This is a genomic window from Virgibacillus natechei, from assembly GCF_026013645.1.
In the GTDB taxonomy this organism is placed as follows: Bacteria; Bacillota; Bacilli; order Bacillales; family Amphibacillaceae; genus Virgibacillus_L; species Virgibacillus_L natechei.
This window is the reverse complement of the sequence record NZ_CP110224.1, coordinates 1,853,481-1,870,605: the sequence shown is the minus strand read 5'-3', so window position 1 is coordinate 1,870,605 and position 17,125 is coordinate 1,853,481. Positions and strand designations below refer to the sequence as shown.

Here is a 17,125-nt window from a genome sequence, read left to right as displayed (position 1 = left end):
GCATAATAAAAGAACCTCAACACTACTGGTTGAAGGTTCTTTAGAGCTATCATTGTTTGTTGTCGTAATATTCATCCTTAATTTCATTTCGCATTCCATCTATTGCTTCTTCACGACGTTTGTTTTTCGCTTTAATTTGTTCTTCTGCTTGCCCTGAAGAAAATTTCATTGTTTCATGCGACTTTTCAATGTTTTGAATCGTATCTTGAACCATGTCCTGAAGTTTTTCTACATTATCACTGCGATCATCTGGCTTTGGCTGGTTATTTTTATTAGTCATCATCTCATACTCCTTTCCAACAGAATTATTACTATTTTTTCATGAAAAAGGATTACTATACTGAAAATGATCATGGTAAAAAAAACCTGAGGCAGTCTTTTATAAGAGCCTCCTCAGGGACATTATAACAAATTATTCGATTTCTTTACGTTTTACGGATTGATGCATTTTCTTTTCTATATTTTCTTCAATTTTCTCCATTTGTAAATGGTCTTTCATAATCTGTTGACGGTTCTCCTGGACTAATTCATCAAATGCAAGTCTTTTCTTTAAAGAAATAGTGGCTCACTCCTTTTATTTAGAAGTATCACCACTTATTTCAAATTTATAACAATTAATTCATTTAATTAATTGAATTTATTGTCTCCTCCATAAATTCATAGGTCATAGGTCCAATTCTGGGAGGAGCCTGGATAACACCATCTGTGCCGATAAAATAGGTTGTAGGAACTGCAATAGACCCTTTATATTCATCACTTACAGCACCATCTTCATCCAGTAGTATAGGATATGTGAACCCAAATTCATCAATGAATTTTGGTATATCCGACTCATTTGTTTCCGTATCCGTCAAATTAACTGCAAGCATTTCTACTTCGTCATCATGCTCATCATAAAATTCCTGCATTTCGGGCATTTCGTCACGACAAGGTCCACACCATGTCGCCCAAAAATTAAGAATAACCTTTTTACCCTCTAGATCAGATAGTTTTATCCTATCTCCATTTAATGTTTCCAACTCAAATTCCGGTGCATCCTCACCTGGGTCAAGTCCAATACTATCAGGAGCTATCGCCCCACCTTGTGAAGGTGGATCACCATTCATTTCACTCAAATCATCTTCTTGTGTTTCATTATTTTGTTGTACAAAATTTACTAATATAATCCCCGCTAATATCAAAATAAGGCTTATACCGAGTATTTGTTTATACATTTAATCCCCCCTAGGTTCGTATTGCATGTATAAGTAACTATTATTCATTTATATTCTATATAATTTAATGGTATGTCCATTTCTATCATTTGTAAATAGAATACACTCATTGTTCGAAAAAAATTCATTTATACGAATAAAGCTCCTACACGAAATGTGTAAGAGCTTTTATTCGTATAATATTATCCTTGCAATTTATCACGTAATACCATTGGTAAAATACCACCATGACGGTAATAATCGATTTCCACGTCACTATCAAAGCGAGCAACTGCTTTAAATTTAATTGTTTTTCCTTTTTCATCAACTGCAGTAATAGTCACTAGATCATGTGCGCTAACCGATTCATCAATTTCCACGTTAAAGGTTTCTCTGCCTGTTAAACCTAACGTTTCTGCACTTTCTCCTTTTTCAAACTGTAATGGAAGAACACCCATCATAACCAAGTTTGAACGGTGAATACGTTCGAAGCTTTCCGCAATTACTGTTTTAATACCTAAAAGATTTGTACCTTTTGCAGCCCAATCACGTGATGAGCCCATTCCATAGTCCTTACCACCCATCACAATTAAGCCAGTACCTTGCTCTTGGTATTTCATTGCAGCATCATAAATTGGCATGATTTCTTCAGTAGGCCAATATGTTGTATAACCACCCTCTGTGCCTGGTGCCAATGAATTACGGATACGTATATTAGCAAATGTTCCACGCATCATAATCTCATGGTTACCACGACGTGAACCGTAAGAATTAAAGTTTCGTGGAGAAATCCCTTTTTCCTGCAAATGTTGACCTGCTGGCATATCTTTTGCAATTGCACCTGCTGGAGAAATATGGTCCGTTGTTACAGAATCACCAAATTTACCAATTGCACGTAAGTTATTTAAAGCATTAACCGTACCTGGTTCTTTTGTTAATTCCTCGAAAAATGGCGGATTTTGAATATATGTTGATTCGCTATCCCATTCAAACAATGGTTCATCTGTTGTATCAATTTCATTCCATTTCTCATTAGATTCGAATACATTTTCATATTCTTTTCGGAAAATTTCTGGTTTTACCACGCTATTTACCTGCTCTTTTATTTCTTTCATTGTTGGCCAGATATCATTCATGTAAACTTCATTTCCGTCTTTATCTGTTCCTAATGCTTCTTTTGTTAAATCTAAATCAACGGTACCAGCCAAAGCATAGGCAACAACTAATGGTGGTGACGCTAAATAATTTGCTTTCACCATTGGGTGGATACGCCCTTCAAAGTTACGGTTTCCAGACAGAACAGATGAAGCGATTAATTCGTTTTCTTCTATTCCCTTTTCAATTTCAGGTAGTAATGGACCTGAGTTACCGATACACGTCGTACAACCATATCCAACCAGATTGAATCCTAATTGATCTAAATATGTCATTAATCCAGAATCCTCAAGATAACGTGTAACAACTTTAGAACCCGGAGCTAACGATGTTTTCACATAGTCAGGCACATCTAATCCTTTTTCAACAGCATTTTTAGCTAGAAGCCCAGCGCCTAACATAACATATGGATTCGATGTATTGGTGCAAGAAGTAATGGCTGCAATTGCGAGTGACCCCGTCTTTAACGATGATTTATTACCATTTGCGTGCTCAACTGTTACTTCCTTTTGAAAATCAGATTTATCTAACCCAAAACCTTGATTTCCTTCTGGAGCTGTAATAGCTTTATTAAATTCCTCTTTCATGTTTGATAAAGAGATTAAATCCTGTGGACGTTTTGGCCCAGATAGATTCGGCTCTAATTCAGATAGGTCTATTTCAACTACCTCCGTATATTCAGGATCAGCTTGATCCGGTGAATACCAAAGATCATTTATTTTAGAGTATTTTTCAACTAAATCAATTTGTTCTTCGCTACGGCCAGTTAAGCGCATATAATTCAGCGATTCTTGGTCTACAGGGAAAAATCCGCAAGTTGCTCCATATTCAGGAGCCATATTTGAAATAGTTGCACGGTCAGCTAGTGGCATGTCTTGTAGTCCTGGTCCAAAGTATTCAACAAACTTACCTACAACATTCTTATCACGTAACACTTTTGTTACTTTTAAAGCTAAATCGGTTGCCGTAGTTCCATTTGGGAAACTTCCTACAAATTTAACACCAATTACTTCCGGTGCAGGGAAGAAAGATGGTTGACCTAGCATTCCAGCTTCAGCTTCAATACCACCAACACCCCATCCGAGTACACCCAATCCGTTAATCATTGTGGTGTGAGAGTCGGTTCCCATAAGTGTATCAGGAAATGCATCATATTCACCATCTTCGTTTTCTAGACCATGAACAACGTTTGCAATATATTCCAGGTTAACCTGGTGAACGATACCAGTTGCAGGTGGAACAGCACGATAATTATCAAATGCTTTTTGTGCCCAATTTAAAAATTCATAGCGCTCAGCATTTCTTTCAAATTCCAGATCCATATTAGCTTGAAGTGCATTTGGTGTACCATATTGATCCACTTGTACAGAATGGTCAATTACTAAGTCCACTGGAACTTCAGGATTGATTTTATCAGGTTCTCCTCCCATATCAACCATCGCTTTACGTAATGATGCCAGATCAACTACTGCAGGGACACCTGTGAAATCTTGCAAAATCACTCGTGAAGGTTTGAATGGAACATCTGATCCTTTCCCTTCTTTTGTACCCCACTTTGAAAGTCCTTGTACATGCTCATCCTTTATTTGATGGCCATCATGCTGACGCACCAGTGATTCTAAAAGAACGCGAACAGAAAATGGTAAGCGTGATACTTTGCCCATACCAGCTTCTTCTAAAGCTTTTAACTCATAATAATTATACGTTTTTCCATTTAACTCAAATTGTTTTTTAGCATTAAATTCATTACTCTTACCCATATACCTAATCCCCTCTCCGTCATATTTTGTCCTAATTTATCAATATTGAAGAATCTATGAAACTAATATGAAGTGGACAAAATGTTTAACTTGTTTTCATAATTTCAGAATATAAACCTATGAAAAAACACTACTACACTATCTATCTTATATGAATTTGCTGGATAAAACAATTAAATAAATGTACGAATCCTATATAAATAACTTATTTCAAGTGATAAGTATTCCTTATACTAATATTCATATTTTGCAAAAATAAATTATGTTTGTTTCTATAACGGCATTAGTATACGAAATGTAGTTCCTTTATCGATGTTTTGTTCAATTTCTAATGTTCCATCATGACGCTCAAGTATTTGTTTGGTTATCATAATTCCTAGCCCTGTACCACTATTTTTTGTCGTAAAGAAAGGCTCACCCAATTTATGTATAATTTCCTCGGGGATACCAGGCCCCTCATCAATAATACTTAATTCAACTTGCTTTTCAGATGCATTAGATACCAGTGTTATGGTACCAGGATCATCCATTGCTTCAATAGCATTTTTAACTAAGTTAATTAAGACTTGTTTTATTTGGGATCGGTTACAATGGACAAAACCTTTATATGTAAAATTAGCTTCGAGTTTAATGTTTTTTAAGTTTGCTTGTGAGTTCATTAGAGTTAAAACATCATCCATCATCTCTTCAATAGATTCCTTATTCATCGTTTCTGTTATTGGTTTTGATATAAATAACAATTCAGAAGTAATAGCTTCCATCTTTTCAATTTCATCCAACATGATACTATAGTACTCCTCTTTACCTTTACCCCCTGCTTGCAATAATTGTAAGAATCCTTTTATTGAAGTAAGTGGATTTCGAATTTCATGTGCTACTCCTGCTGCAAGTTGACCAGCTACTGACATTTTTTCAGAGCGTAGCATCATCTCTTCTGCTTCTTTTTTATCTGTAATATCATTAATAGTAGCAATATAATGAACGTCATTCTTATCTTCACTTTGTAATTTTGCAATTACACACTCCGACCAAATATATTTCCCCTGTTTGTTTTGAATCTTAACGTTAAAAACCTGCCCAGTATTTATATCACGATCAAAGTTTTTTTCTATGTACCTGACATCTTCTGGTGAAATCTTTTCGGACCAGACCAAATTATGAAGGTCAGATGTTTTGTATCCTAAAATTCTTTCAATTGACTTTGAAATATAAAGCATTCTTCCATACTGATCCCATACGGTGATGACATCATTTTTATTTTCTTCAATCCATGTGAGCATATAGGAGGGCAATGATGATAAACCAGAAAAAGTATCATCATATTGAATCGTGTTCAACGTATTAGAATTTTGGTTGTTTTCGTTATTATCCGGATTCAGATTTTCAAATCCCACATTTATCCTCCTTTTTAAAGCTTTGTCATTTTTCATAGCAAATTTCAACAAATGTTTTTCTTTATTTTCGATTATATGATAAATTATACAGTAATATGACGCTTGTCTCTTTAAGACATTACTATTATAATAACGATTAGTTGTTTTTCTAATACAATAACGCCCAATTATTAGTATCTTACTATAAAGATGATGAAAAATAAAACATTTAAAAAATTATGTTAAACTACGGACTTAAAAAAGAGGTTAGCTTTCTTTTCCATTCCTTGGAAAGAAAATCACTTTTCCTGCATTCTAAAACGTTTGGCTCACATATGAAAGGTATTTTAATAGACATAGAGGAAAGGAGGAATTTGTCAATAATGGTTGATTATTTAATAATATTATGGGGATTTATAATGATTGGTTTAATGGGAATTGGTGGATTTTTTATGTTCCGTAAATTCCTGAAAAAATTACCGAAAGAAGATGGTAATTCCAACATGGATTGGGAAGAATATTATATGGAACAAACAAGATATATGTGGGAAGAAAATGAAAAAATCCTCTTGGAGGAATTGGTCTCTCCCGTTCCAGAGTTATTCAGAGACGTAGCAAGGCATAAAATAGCAAGCAAAATAGGTGAAGTAGCACTAAAAAAGCAACGCAAGCTAATCACACAAGATATCCTTATAGAAGGCTATATCATAGCCACTCCAAAACGCGATCATAAATTTCTTAGAAAAAAATTAAAACAGAAAGACATTGATGTAACTCCCTATGAAGCCTTTTTCAATCAATCACAGGCAGACTACTCCGAAAGTTGGCAAAAACGATACAATAAGAAATAAATTCATATTAATAATGCGCCTCCCCTCAACCGGGCAGGCGCATTAACTATGTACATTAGTAATTGATTTTCTTTTCAAGCTGCACAAACTTATACAACATAGAGATACGCCAGGTCACGATCATGCCAAATGCAAGCATAAAGAACATTCCACTCGTTTCTCCTAACGAGATACTACTACCAATTGCCAATTTAAAAATGATTCGAAAAAGTAAGAGCCCTATCAATATGAAAGCAAAGGCTTTGGATGGGATTAAGTAAATATCCTGCTCTTGTATTTCGAATTTAGATGTTTTTATTAAAAAAACTGAACAAATCATCCCCACCGCTAAAGCTTCAAAAACCTGTATCCATTTAATTTGGAATTCAGGAAAAATAAACATTAATGCACCTGTACTCATAAATAATGGTGGTAGAATAATTTTTTTAATGGAAGTTGGTTTTTTTGCTACTTTTAATCGAACCACTATCATAACACTAGCCATGAAAGCTGCAACTACGGTACTTACAATTAACCAAAACATATTAGATCACCAAGCTAACTGTCTATTGGATTTTCGATGTATTCATTCAAAACACGGCTCACTGTATCCAATACACGATTTTCGTCAAACGGCTTCACAATAAAATCCCTCGCACCTGATTCAATGGCTTCTACGACTACCTTTTGCTGTCCCATGGCGGAACATACAATGACATTGGCACGACCATCTATTTTCATTATCTCTTTAATGGCTTCAATTCCATTCATTACAGGCATCGTGATATCCATCATTACTAAATCAGGCTTTAAATTTTTATATTGGCTAATAGCATCTTCTCCATCTTTTGCGTTACCAATAATTTCATGATGATTTTTAGTTAACAAATTTGACAGTGTCACCCTCATAAACTTCGTATCATCAACTACAAGAATTTTTGCCATTCAACTCTCCCCCTTTTAATAATGACTTCGGTATTGGGAAAAACCACCACTTTATTTAGTGTCATTTCAATTATTAATAACTGTTGCAACATTACAAAAGTCCTAGTATTAAAATATTCTTCCATTATAGCATATTATACCACGAATACTATTAGAAAAATTAAAATCCATAAAATCCAAACCATCCCGCTAAAAATGCAGTCAATTTAGTCATCCAGTCAAAGAATAATGCAATCCCAACAAAGATCATTATATAGCCACCAATTTTAACGATAAGTGCATTATGTTTTCTAATCCATTTTAACTTACCGACAAAGAAGGATAACACTAAGAAAGGTATTGAAAATCCTAGTACATAACTAATCATCATAATCATACCAATGTCAGGGTTTGTTGCAGCTAGTGAAAGAACAATTGCGAGAATAGGCCCCATACAAGGAGTCCACCCCAAGGAGAATGCCAAACCAATAAAAAAGGAACCTATAAATCCTGACGGTCGATTTTTAAAATTTATTTTTCTATCTTTCATTAGAAAATTAAAATTGAAAATCCCTACAATGACAAGCCCAAAGAAAATAATTAAAATGGCACCGACTTGTCGGATTATATCCTGATATGTTAATAAAAATTCGGAAATAAATGATGTCGTAAAACCAAGCATAACAAAAACACTTGAAAACCCAAGTAAGAAAAGAATCGTATGTAATAAAGCTTTTTTATTTATTTTTGTATTATCGTCTTTTAATTCACTTACGCTCATGCCTGTGATATAAGATAAAAAAGCTGGGAAAAGTGGTAGCACACATGGTGAAATAAATGATAAAAAACCAGCTCCAAAAGCAATAAAGATATTAATTTCTTCGGACATTGAAATCCCTCCAAACTATTCACTACTTCTATCATACTAGAAAAAGTGTCAACAAAAGCAAACGAATTTGACAATTAGCTGACTCTTTTAAGAAAGAGGAAATTAGCTGTAAAAGTGATAAAGCAAAACTTCATTCCGTGGGGGTTTTTCGACGAACAAATATTTTGTCGCGGCAATTTACGCGTAGTCCCAAATGTTTTCGGTGGGGCGAGCATTTACGCGCAGTCCCAGGACCTTCCGTATTTAGTCGATTTGCCCGATAAATTGCGATAAACTGAACACAATACCCCTTACTATCAGAATAGAAAGGGGTAATCGTGTGCAATATTTTACAATATCAATTTAATAGTGAATAATTGCGTTATTTTTTTCCTTTATCAGATTGATTTTGGTTTTCCATTGAACGCATCATCTGATTAATTTTTTTCTGTGATGGTTTTTGTCCCATTTGCATCAAAACGCTGATACATCAAGGTTTCAACCAACTTATCCGATCACTTTTTCTGCTAAGTAAAATTTAACACAGATTGATAGGTTTGTCCAGTTTAATCAGAAAAACGATTAATCCTTCTGTCGAGTTTCTTCCTATTATATAGTGTATATATATCTTTAAATTTTATGCTTATTACTTTCTCCTAAGATTGGGAAACCTATACGTCTAATTTGACGGAAAGCCTAACAAAAACCGAATCACACACAGAGTCATAGAACAACAATAGTATTACAACTAGACATATTACATTCAAACTATACTGTTACTCTCCTACATCCCTCTAAATGATTCCTGTGTTATTCTACTGTGTATTACACTTAAAAAAGGAAAAAAAGATGCTACCCAATTTAATGAGTAGCATCTATAATATTATTTATCCATTTACAACTTTATCTAATTCACGTCTACTGTTTTGCCCATACACACCATCAATTTCATACGGTAGATACACCGATTGAAATCTTCTCAATGCATCATCTGTCTTCGCTCCGAAATAGCCATCCTCTTCACCACAATTAAAGTTAGCTGCGTTTAAGGCTGCTTGTATCAGTTTGACATCGGCTAATTGTTCACTACTGTTTCTACTCATGCTGTAGACACCTGTAGGTAAACTTAATTTCGTTCCCCCTGAGCTTGATGTGGATGATGTAGATCCACTTGTTGTTGTTACATACTTGCTAGCAGCGGTAATATAATATGTAGCACCCTTTGAATTCTTCACCTCATATTGATAACCATTTCCAACTTTAATCTTTCTCACAATGTTAGGGAAGCCTATTCCTTCATCTACTCGTCCTGCAACATCACTATCTGACCATGACGGCTTACTGTAGAAACGTAATCCATTTACTTTAGATTCTACTCTACCACTTGCAGATGAGCTTGTGGAAGGTTTAGAATTGCTCGTACTACTACCACCTAACCATCCACGAACTTTGTCCATATCAATACCAGGGCAACTATTAGAACTATGACTATATCCATTTGTATTAGAGAATTCATTGTGACCTAATACATCGCCAACATCTAAACCAAATCGACTCATAGCCTCTTTAGCACGTTCCTCGAACGCTTCTTCTTGTTTGTCTGTAAATGAGCCACTACCAACCACACAAATGTGATAAGTTGGTGTATTATGACCTCCTACACCATTCGTTACAACGTTATCATCGTAAGCTATTTGCACTGTGCCATCACGTAATATAACCTCATGATAGCCTGATGTGTTCCAACCATGATGATTAACATGATAGTTGGCAAATGATTGTGCTGTGCCTTCTGTAGTTGCGCTATGATGTCTTGCAATGTTTTTAATCTGTGAGATGTTACGTTTACTATTTCCACCGGGCATCTGTGATCTTACATCTTGAGTTTTAACCATTAATAATCGTCTCCTTATTTTCCCCATAAAAAAAGGAGTGTCAAATATGACACCCCTCAAAGTTATGTATTTATTTTTGTTTCTTCTTCCTATCCAACACTTGCTGAGTTTCCTTAGCTTCTTTTGAGTAGTTATTATTCTTAAAGTGATTCCATACTTCACTAACAACCAATGCGACTGCAGAGATACCCATACTAATCTCTTCATCTGTAAATGGGATTAAGCTATACCCATACATCGTGCCAATACTGTTAGCACCTACTAACAACATTACAATTAGCCTTACTATTGTGTTATCTTTTTTCATTTAAGCACCTCCATAAAATTTGGCTAATAGGATAATCAATGTAATAAATGAAATTATCCAACCGCCCCAGTTTCTAATACCTGAACCTACTGAGCTTCTACCTTTTTTCTCAGCTTCCATATGTTCAACTTTTTCCTTGACGATGCCTATTTCTTCACGTAAACCGTTATACTGCTTCATCAGTGATCTGGTTTCTTTCATTTCTACTCTAAGGTTATTAAATTCACCTCTCATGCCATTTAACTGTTCAAATAATTCTTTATTCGTATACCACTGATTTTCTTCACTCATACTCAACCCCCTGTATTTCAGACATAAAAAATAACACTACTTATTCAGCAGTGTTATCTCCATTATCTTCAGTTAGCTCAGTTACAACGTAATCCCTAACCATTTCTTCCAGTATATCCAATGATTCATTACCTTTATATTCATCTTCAGATAATCGCAAATTACCATTCACATTAATACTTCTGTCATCATTTCTTCCATTAAAGTTAACTCTTACACTCTCGATATTTTTATCGTTGTAGCTTACATTTACTGAATTTATTTCTATTCTCATTTTATCCAACATCCTTTTCATTTTTATTGTTTTCTTCTATAGTTTCATCTACTTTAAACTGATCACATAGATAATCGTACAGTGTAGCTTGTTGATCTTTAAATTCAACATTACATTCATCTAGGATGGTTCTGACTGTATTTAATATTGCTTGACTGTCACCATCATCGATAACTAACTCTTCGTTGTACAACTCTTGTTTGTCCTTGCTAAATGCTTCAATATCCTTTACATCATAACGTTCACCATTGATTATCTTAGGATTTCCTTGCTCATCTAAACGACAATGTTGCTGAAGTAGTTGTTTATCTTCCTCAGCTACCTCTTGCAACCTTTCTTCTAATCGTTTGATAAACTTAGTTCTATGCCTACTCTGCTTACCTTTTAACGACAAATTAAAGAGAAGCCCAATGGACTTCTCTAATAATACATTTTTAATTTTTACTTCCACTTTATTCCTCCTAAGCCAATTTACTTTCCAATCGTCTAACACGTTCTTTTAGCATCTGATTTTCTACTTTTAAGTCATTTATGTCATTGTCGTGATCCTTAGCTATAGGGATTAACAGTGTCCATGCTCTATCGCTGTAGTTCTCAATTTCTCCATTAACATAAACACCAAATTCTCCTAATCCCACTTCTTCAAATTCATCTGCAATCAGACCATAAAATCTCGTTGCCTCTTCTTGTTCTTCGACATTTCCGTTTACTTCTTCCTTGTCATACCAACTTTTTACGTTCAAATCTAATATTTTTTCATAATCAACATCACTTGCTAATTGTATATCAGACTTATACTTTCTTGCGGATGTCGACCTTGCAATTCTGCCTGTATTGCTAAAAATATGCGTGTTGACCGAGTTAGAAGTTGTCCTATGACCTCTATACCTAATATCTCCTTCAACCGCCACGTTTCCGGGAAACTCAGCTCCGCCTTCAGGACTAAACGTTTGCCGTTGATTATTTCCCATATAAAAACTGACTCTACCATCGCTTTGTTGCCGAATATAATTGTTGGTGTTGTACCTCCAGTGAACGCTGTTACTATACGGAAGAATGCCAGATGGATTGTTCGCACCTCCAACTCTTAACTCATCATAAACACGTACATAATTTCCTGATACTCTCATAGAAGTGGAATACGTGCTATCAGACGAGCGGTGGCGGAAGTATGTGCTTGCGTTTGATCTTCTGTTAAATCCACCGAACCATATGTCCACATCGTTAGTAGTATCAGATTGATCAAGTATGATAGCAGGTTGGTCATGCGATGTGAATCTACCTTCAGAAACAGCCCTTCGGTTAGCAAGCAGTCGTAGTGTTGCCCCATCATTTTGGTTATTATAAGGGCCTGTTATAGTGGTTACACTGTCATCCATATCCGCTCTAAGGATACCTCGATAAAGATTATTGTGTTCAAAACCAATGTTTAGTATATCATTATCAATAATAAACCCTAGTCCTCTTTTATTCGACCCCACTTCGGATATAGGTATAATTCTACCTAATGGATCATCTGACTTGTTGTAGAATTCTAAACTGTACTGACCAAACGACATGGATAACTGATTATTCCAATACGAGCTAACAACACCATTCACTATCTGAAGTTCAGCTCCATCAGAACTCTGTGTTATTGCTCCACCATCAATCACCAAACCAGATAAAATACCAGTTTTAATGGAAGATGCATTTAGGTTTTCCACGTTAACTTGAGAAGCATCTAATGTACCAGCTGTAATATTGGAAGCAGAAAGATTTATTATAGATACGTCTCCAGCGTTCAATGTACCAGTTGTAATATTGGAAGCATCTAAGTCTGTAGTTTGAATAATTCCTGAACGGATTTCACTTACGACAGCAGAGTTGGCAAATATTTCGTCAACATTTAATTCGTTTGCTGTGACACTCCCAGTAACCAATGTGCTTCCATCAATAGCTGTTCCTGCTGTTCCGTCAGAGTTGATGAATGACACTAATCCATGAATATCAACCATATTAGCATCAATTGTTAAGCCTTCATTGGATAGGTTGATAGAGTTTACTACACCGTCTACATCTACTTTTGCCTCAATGCTAGTTGCATTTTGCTCTATGGATGATTCTGCTGATGACATGCGACTTTCTACTTCATCAGCATCAATTTTTATGTCACTAACAGTACTGGTGATACCTTCAACATCTACACTCAATTCAGATAATTGTCTTTGTGTACCGCTTAAGTCATCTGTAATACTGCTTACGCTTCCGCTAATCCCATTGACATCTACACTTAATTCGGATAGATTGCTTTGAGTAGAAGTTATTTCACCACTTAAAGTATCGATTTCCGATTCTGTACTTGATACACGTCCTAATATACCATCAACGGATACATCTAATTCACTGATTATGGTATTGATTCCGTCTGTCTGTTCGTTCAATTCATCCAGTATAGCTGATTCAGTAGCTTCTATTTCTTCGTTTGTGTAAGTTTCTCCTTGTTGTATTGCCTCATCTCTCATGACTTCTATAAGCTGATCTATTTCTGATTCTGTAGGTGCTAGTGGATCCCATTGCCCATCAGATTCATCCCATCTCATAAGCCTTGGAGGATTGACAGAAGTATCCCACCATAAATTGGAGGCTGGTATGGGATGAGGGGGATTAACTTGTTTGAGGATCTTTGTATCGTCCACAGCTTGTTCTATCTCTTGTCTAACTTCATTTTCTAATCGTTCCATTTCCTCATTGACAAACACCATAGCATTTTCTACTTCTGATACAGCTTGTGCCGTCTCCTCAAGATTGTGGTTAAGCTCAGTTTGTCTGCCTGTCACCTTGTTTAGCTCTTGTTTGATTTCTTTATTACTCTTTCTATCAGTAACTGCTCTGTTTGCTGTTGTTTCCTTTTTAGAGGATAGTGTATATGTAGGCTTAAGTTGAGGGTTTAGAGGATAATCAATAATTTCAATGATACGTGTAAAGAATGCTAGATCTAGTGGCTCGTGAATAAGAAATAATCTATCACCTACGTTTAACACTTCATTCAATCCATTGCTACTTAATTCTTCATACTCAATTTGATATTCAGTTTGAGGATAATCATTTAGATGTGATTTTATGTAATTAATCAATGCATCCTCATCAACAAAACGATTATCCGCAACCGGTGGTGCATGTCGAACACCAAATATTTCAGCATTAGGTGACGTGTATTCAGCTTCAACTACATACTCGCCTTCTACTTCTCTTCCATCTTCATCTTCTGCAGGTTTTCCAGTACCACGTATATAAGTTGCAAAATCATTTGTATCTTCATCTGCCGATATAGTTTTAATATTATGTTTCCATCTTACTTGTTCATCTGTTTCTATCCCGATTTGTTGATAAACTGTAATCAATTTATTTTCAATTAAATATTCAAAACCAAAGTTATCTTGAGCGTTATTGAACAATGACAAAGAGTTATCGTCGCCAAAATCCTCAAATGAATAGCCATCAAAATTATCTGTTATGGTAAAAGTGTAATCTGTACCAGCTAAAGCATGTTCTAATGCTTGATGCAATGATAATACTCTTTCACCTGCAATTACATCATACTGGTAATTATCCAGCGTTGTTGCGAAAAACTTATGTACAGCAGTTAGAATAATTCCTACTTTGTCACCAACCATCGATCTTTGTGATTGTTTAATAATATAATCTCTTCCATCACATGTAACAGTAGATTCATTTTTTATGAGATTAAAGGCTCTTTCGTTGCGATCAGTTGATTGGATAGCAACCTCTAATATGTGATCTCTGTTAACTCCTCTTGTTCTTTTTGGTGGCTCGCAATCAACTAGTGGCTCTGTGTTGCCATGTATGTCACTTATTATTAACATTGGTTACCTCCTTTCTTGCAAAATTTTTATATATACAATGGGCGATACTCAAAGTAAATTTCCCAGTCTCCTGTTGCCCCATAAATTTGTAGTTCATTACTGCCCACTTCTAATTCAATGAAGCCATAATTTGTGTCTCGAAAGACGGATTCATCATTCTTGTCTACATAAGTATTTCTAAATGTAAGTACATCAGATGTTGTTGTAGTGCCATAGTATTGCCACTGTGTATCATTCATTCGATTAAGAATCCTAAGCCTGTCGGACGCACCTGTAAATTTGATCAGTAAATTATACTGTCTTGGATCAATAGAGATTGTACCTGTGTTAAAAACATAGAATGAACCTGTTTCATCTACTTGTTGGTTCTGATTGACTTGTGTGTTTTTAAGGAAATAATATTCTGTAACTCGTGTATTACGTGTGGTTGTCATTGTCTCTCTAGACTCTGCGTAAGGGGAAAACGATATGAAATCAACCTCAAATTCCTTCCATGAAGGCGATTCCTCATTATCGATGATAAAATCTGAATTAACTTTTACTTTCCAACGTTTATAGGGTTGTCTTTCATCGATCAAGATTAGCTCAACCTTTGATTCAAATAGCTTGTAAACTTCATCTTTCTTATCATGGAAATCAACATGAGAATCAACCTTAAAAAGGAACCGAGTGTGTATCATTCTGCTACTGTAAGTAGTGCCATTGTCTACTTGTCCATCTTTCCCCTCTATATTTTCGTTGTTGTGCTCTGAAGATAAGGAATCAACTTGAAAGGATAAACAATCTAACCCTAATTCTGATAAATCAACTTCATAACCATTTTTGATTATAGTTAAATCCATCTATTCACCTCCAAGACCCTTTTGAATATTAATTCTTACATAGTCCTTGCTTGGAAAAGTGGCTTTTCTACCGTCAGCAAAAGTAGCTGTAAACTCTCCTTTGAACATACCCGCTTCTGCTGTATCAGTGCCTTGTAATATAGCCCATACAACCTCATTATTTGCATCCTTAATTTCTGCTACACGGTTTATTACTTTGCTTCCACTGTAGCTATGCATGGAAAATTTTATGGTGGTATTGGTTAAATCTACTGCGCCACTTTCGTTAGATAAAGTAGCTTCAATAGCATACCTACTATCGTACTGTTTAATGTGAACCGTCATTGCTCCACCTTCTTATTATCAGTGATAATTTGATTATTCCTAAGAAAATAATAATCAGAATGAATGCGGATCAATTTAATATCTACTTTGTTATATTTCTCTTTTACATCAACTTGGTTCAAATTGATCACTTCCTTTCATAAATATATAAATAAAAAAGAGCCACTAAAAAGTGACTCTAGAATTGTTCATCATACGACGTGCGTTAGTTGAGTATTAAATACGTCCTTCTTGATTCCATTTACCTATAATTTCTTTCCAAAAAGTTGTTGTTCCTTCTTTTTCTACCTGTGTTTCAACCACTTCTATGTTTGATGTTGTCAGTGGAATTTTTTTCAGTATAATGGAATGCTCTTCTGAGGTTTTTATGATTAAATCTTTAAACTTTCCTTTATCCATTTAATTTCACTCCCTATCTAATTAAATATAATCCCGATACACCTAAAACGGCATCACTTTCACCTTCATTATAGATTTCTACACTTAAAAAATAAGGCTCAACGATAATTCTGAAGGCATCAAATTCCGCCCTTATGGATGTAATATCTCCTTCATCTAATAAGACTTTAATATCTCTACTAGACGAAGAATTAAATTGTTTTTGAGCTATTCCAACTTTCCATTCTTCTGGACTTGTTTCAAAGTTCGTAACAAAAATCGCTTCAGAAAATTGATTAAAGCTAAAGCCGTCAGGATCAACCATAGTTCTCACCCTTGATCCCGCACCTATTTCTGTATGTCTTTCAAACACTTCTATAAACACTACGTTTTCAACATTACTCCCAGTTAGTTGAGTATCACTTTGTAACCTACCATCCTCAATAACACTACTTAGCTTTTCATTTGTTGCTAATAAACTTTCATTTGTGTTTTGTAAAACATCGATTATCTGCCCTTGTGTTTCTTTGATTGCATCCAACTCATTTAGCTTATTTAATACTTCTGCATCGCTCACAGGTTGATTTTCTGGAAAATTATCGACTTCAACTGATCCATCTACCGTTTGCGTATCCTTTTGATTTGTAATAGTTACGTCTTGGTTGGTAGGTAAATTGCTAACATTGACATGACTTGCTCCATCTTCCCCTGTTGCATGTTCGTATCTGTCTGCTTTACTATTGTAATGTTGAGGTGCAGGAACAGGCATTCCTTCGCTATTCTTAGCAGTTACTAACTTCTCATTTTCTGCTGCCATTTAATCAATCCTTTCTTATTGTTTTAAA

At 35.1% G+C, this 17,125-nt stretch carries 19 protein-coding genes and 1 pseudogene; 1 reads left to right on the top strand and 19 read right to left on the bottom strand.

What is annotated here, in order from left to right; all coding sequences use genetic code 11:
* Window positions 1-49: 49 nt before the first annotated feature.
* The 5 genes from tlp to OLD84_RS09755 all read right to left on the bottom strand — a co-directional run bounded on the left by tlp (window position 50) and on the right by OLD84_RS09755 (window position 5,502).
* Window positions 50-280: a small acid-soluble spore protein Tlp gene (gene tlp / locus OLD84_RS09775; protein ID WP_209461532.1), complete on the bottom strand. Its 231-nt coding sequence runs from the start codon at window positions 278-280 to the stop codon at window positions 50-52.
* Window positions 281-412: 132 nt separating this feature from the next.
* The gene (locus OLD84_RS09770; protein ID WP_209461533.1) at window positions 413-559 is read right to left on the bottom strand and encodes an FbpB family small basic protein; all 147 of its coding nucleotides are present in this window, start codon (window positions 557-559) and stop codon (window positions 413-415) included.
* Between the two features lie 64 nt (window positions 560-623).
* Complete coding sequence (locus OLD84_RS09765) at window positions 624-1,214, bottom strand: TlpA disulfide reductase family protein (protein ID WP_209461203.1); 591 nt, start codon at window positions 1,212-1,214, stop codon at window positions 624-626.
* Window positions 1,215-1,396: 182 nt separating this feature from the next.
* The gene (gene acnA / locus OLD84_RS09760) at window positions 1,397-4,108 is read right to left on the bottom strand and encodes an aconitate hydratase AcnA (RefSeq protein WP_209461204.1); all 2,712 of its coding nucleotides are present in this window, start codon (window positions 4,106-4,108) and stop codon (window positions 1,397-1,399) included.
* A gap of 272 nt (window positions 4,109-4,380) precedes the next feature.
* A complete protein-coding gene (locus tag OLD84_RS09755; protein WP_264917465.1) occupies window positions 4,381-5,502 on the bottom strand; it encodes an ATP-binding protein in 1,122 nt (373 codons plus the stop codon).
* Window positions 5,503-5,864: 362 nt separating this feature from the next.
* Here OLD84_RS09755 and OLD84_RS09750 point away from each other — a divergent pair, with 362 nt between their 5' ends.
* Window positions 5,865-6,332, top strand: a complete 468-nt coding sequence (locus tag OLD84_RS09750; RefSeq protein ID WP_209461206.1) for a DUF2621 family protein — start codon at window positions 5,865-5,867, stop codon at window positions 6,330-6,332.
* A gap of 55 nt (window positions 6,333-6,387) precedes the next feature.
* On the opposite strand, the gene OLD84_RS09745 is transcribed toward OLD84_RS09750, so the two are convergent.
* From OLD84_RS09745 to OLD84_RS09680, 14 genes and pseudogenes are all read right to left on the bottom strand, one after another.
* A complete protein-coding gene (locus tag OLD84_RS09745; protein ID WP_209461207.1) occupies window positions 6,388-6,855 on the bottom strand; it encodes a CcdC family protein in 468 nt (155 codons plus the stop codon).
* A 14-nt stretch (window positions 6,856-6,869) separates the two neighbouring features.
* Window positions 6,870-7,256 carry a response regulator gene (locus OLD84_RS09740; RefSeq protein WP_209461208.1) on the bottom strand — a complete coding sequence of 129 codons (387 nt, stop codon included), beginning with the start codon at window positions 7,254-7,256 and terminating at the stop codon, window positions 6,870-6,872.
* 160 nt (window positions 7,257-7,416) lie between these two features.
* Complete coding sequence (locus OLD84_RS09735; protein ID WP_209461209.1) at window positions 7,417-8,124, bottom strand: cytochrome c biogenesis CcdA family protein; 708 nt, start codon at window positions 8,122-8,124, stop codon at window positions 7,417-7,419.
* A 361-nt stretch (window positions 8,125-8,485) separates the two neighbouring features.
* Window positions 8,486-8,587 (bottom strand): annotated as a pseudogene (locus OLD84_RS09730) (YneF family protein); the annotation flags it as partial.
* A 403-nt stretch (window positions 8,588-8,990) separates the two neighbouring features.
* Window positions 8,991-9,998, bottom strand: coding sequence for a peptidoglycan recognition protein family protein (locus OLD84_RS09725; RefSeq protein ID WP_209461210.1), 1,008 nt, complete (start codon window positions 9,996-9,998; stop codon window positions 8,991-8,993).
* 70 nt (window positions 9,999-10,068) lie between these two features.
* The gene (locus OLD84_RS09720) at window positions 10,069-10,305 is read right to left on the bottom strand and encodes a phage holin (RefSeq protein ID WP_209461211.1); all 237 of its coding nucleotides are present in this window, start codon (window positions 10,303-10,305) and stop codon (window positions 10,069-10,071) included.
* On the bottom strand, window positions 10,306-10,596 hold the full coding sequence (locus tag OLD84_RS09715) for a hypothetical protein (RefSeq protein WP_209461212.1): 291 nt from the start codon (window positions 10,594-10,596) through the stop codon (window positions 10,306-10,308).
* A gap of 40 nt (window positions 10,597-10,636) precedes the next feature.
* On the bottom strand, window positions 10,637-10,870 hold the full coding sequence (locus OLD84_RS09710) for a hypothetical protein (protein ID WP_209461213.1): 234 nt from the start codon (window positions 10,868-10,870) through the stop codon (window positions 10,637-10,639).
* Window position 10,871: 1 nt separating this feature from the next.
* Complete coding sequence (locus tag OLD84_RS09705) at window positions 10,872-11,321, bottom strand: DUF1617 family protein (protein ID WP_209461214.1); 450 nt, start codon at window positions 11,319-11,321, stop codon at window positions 10,872-10,874.
* A gap of 10 nt (window positions 11,322-11,331) precedes the next feature.
* The gene (locus tag OLD84_RS09700; protein WP_209461215.1) at window positions 11,332-14,736 is read right to left on the bottom strand and encodes a phage tail spike protein; all 3,405 of its coding nucleotides are present in this window, start codon (window positions 14,734-14,736) and stop codon (window positions 11,332-11,334) included.
* A gap of 26 nt (window positions 14,737-14,762) precedes the next feature.
* Window positions 14,763-15,578, bottom strand: coding sequence for a phage tail domain-containing protein (locus tag OLD84_RS09695; protein WP_209461216.1), 816 nt, complete (start codon window positions 15,576-15,578; stop codon window positions 14,763-14,765).
* Window positions 15,579-15,902 carry a hypothetical protein gene (locus tag OLD84_RS09690; RefSeq protein WP_209461217.1) on the bottom strand — a complete coding sequence of 108 codons (324 nt, stop codon included), beginning with the start codon at window positions 15,900-15,902 and terminating at the stop codon, window positions 15,579-15,581.
* Window positions 15,903-16,118: 216 nt separating this feature from the next.
* Window positions 16,119-16,301, bottom strand: coding sequence for a hypothetical protein (locus OLD84_RS09685; RefSeq protein ID WP_209461218.1), 183 nt, complete (start codon window positions 16,299-16,301; stop codon window positions 16,119-16,121).
* 13 nt (window positions 16,302-16,314) lie between these two features.
* Complete coding sequence (locus OLD84_RS09680; protein WP_209461219.1) at window positions 16,315-17,097, bottom strand: hypothetical protein; 783 nt, start codon at window positions 17,095-17,097, stop codon at window positions 16,315-16,317.
* Window positions 17,098-17,125: the final 28 nt, after the last annotated feature.

What these genes read in the sequence shown, in the direction of transcription:
- tlp (WP_209461532.1), bottom strand. Translation starts at nt 280, where the DNA reads ATGACTAATAAAAATAACCAGCCAAAGCCAGATGATCGCAGTGATAAT.
- OLD84_RS09765 (WP_209461203.1), bottom strand. Translation starts at nt 1,214, where the DNA reads ATGTATAAACAAATACTCGGTATAAGCCTTATTTTGATATTAGCGGGG.
- acnA (WP_209461204.1), bottom strand. Translation starts at nt 4,108, where the DNA reads ATGGGTAAGAGTAATGAATTTAATGCTAAAAAACAATTTGAGTTAAAT.
- OLD84_RS09750 (WP_209461206.1), top strand. Translation starts at nt 5,865, where the DNA reads ATGGTTGATTATTTAATAATATTATGGGGATTTATAATGATTGGTTTA.
- OLD84_RS09745 (WP_209461207.1), bottom strand. Translation starts at nt 6,855, where the DNA reads ATGTTTTGGTTAATTGTAAGTACCGTAGTTGCAGCTTTCATGGCTAGT.
- OLD84_RS09740 (WP_209461208.1), bottom strand. Translation starts at nt 7,256, where the DNA reads ATGGCAAAAATTCTTGTAGTTGATGATACGAAGTTTATGAGGGTGACA.
- OLD84_RS09735 (WP_209461209.1), bottom strand. Translation starts at nt 8,124, where the DNA reads ATGTCCGAAGAAATTAATATCTTTATTGCTTTTGGAGCTGGTTTTTTA.
- OLD84_RS09725 (WP_209461210.1), bottom strand. Translation starts at nt 9,998, where the DNA reads ATGGTTAAAACTCAAGATGTAAGATCACAGATGCCCGGTGGAAATAGT.
- OLD84_RS09720 (WP_209461211.1), bottom strand. Translation starts at nt 10,305, where the DNA reads ATGAAAAAAGATAACACAATAGTAAGGCTAATTGTAATGTTGTTAGTA.
- OLD84_RS09715 (WP_209461212.1), bottom strand. Translation starts at nt 10,596, where the DNA reads ATGAGTGAAGAAAATCAGTGGTATACGAATAAAGAATTATTTGAACAG.
- OLD84_RS09710 (WP_209461213.1), bottom strand. Translation starts at nt 10,870, where the DNA reads ATGAGAATAGAAATAAATTCAGTAAATGTAAGCTACAACGATAAAAAT.
- OLD84_RS09700 (WP_209461215.1), bottom strand. Translation starts at nt 14,736, where the DNA reads ATGTTAATAATAAGTGACATACATGGCAACACAGAGCCACTAGTTGAT.
- OLD84_RS09695 (WP_209461216.1), bottom strand. Translation starts at nt 15,578, where the DNA reads ATGGATTTAACTATAATCAAAAATGGTTATGAAGTTGATTTATCAGAA.
- OLD84_RS09690 (WP_209461217.1), bottom strand. Translation starts at nt 15,902, where the DNA reads ATGACGGTTCACATTAAACAGTACGATAGTAGGTATGCTATTGAAGCT.
- OLD84_RS09685 (WP_209461218.1), bottom strand. Translation starts at nt 16,301, where the DNA reads ATGGATAAAGGAAAGTTTAAAGATTTAATCATAAAAACCTCAGAAGAG.
- OLD84_RS09680 (WP_209461219.1), bottom strand. Translation starts at nt 17,097, where the DNA reads ATGGCAGCAGAAAATGAGAAGTTAGTAACTGCTAAGAATAGCGAAGGA.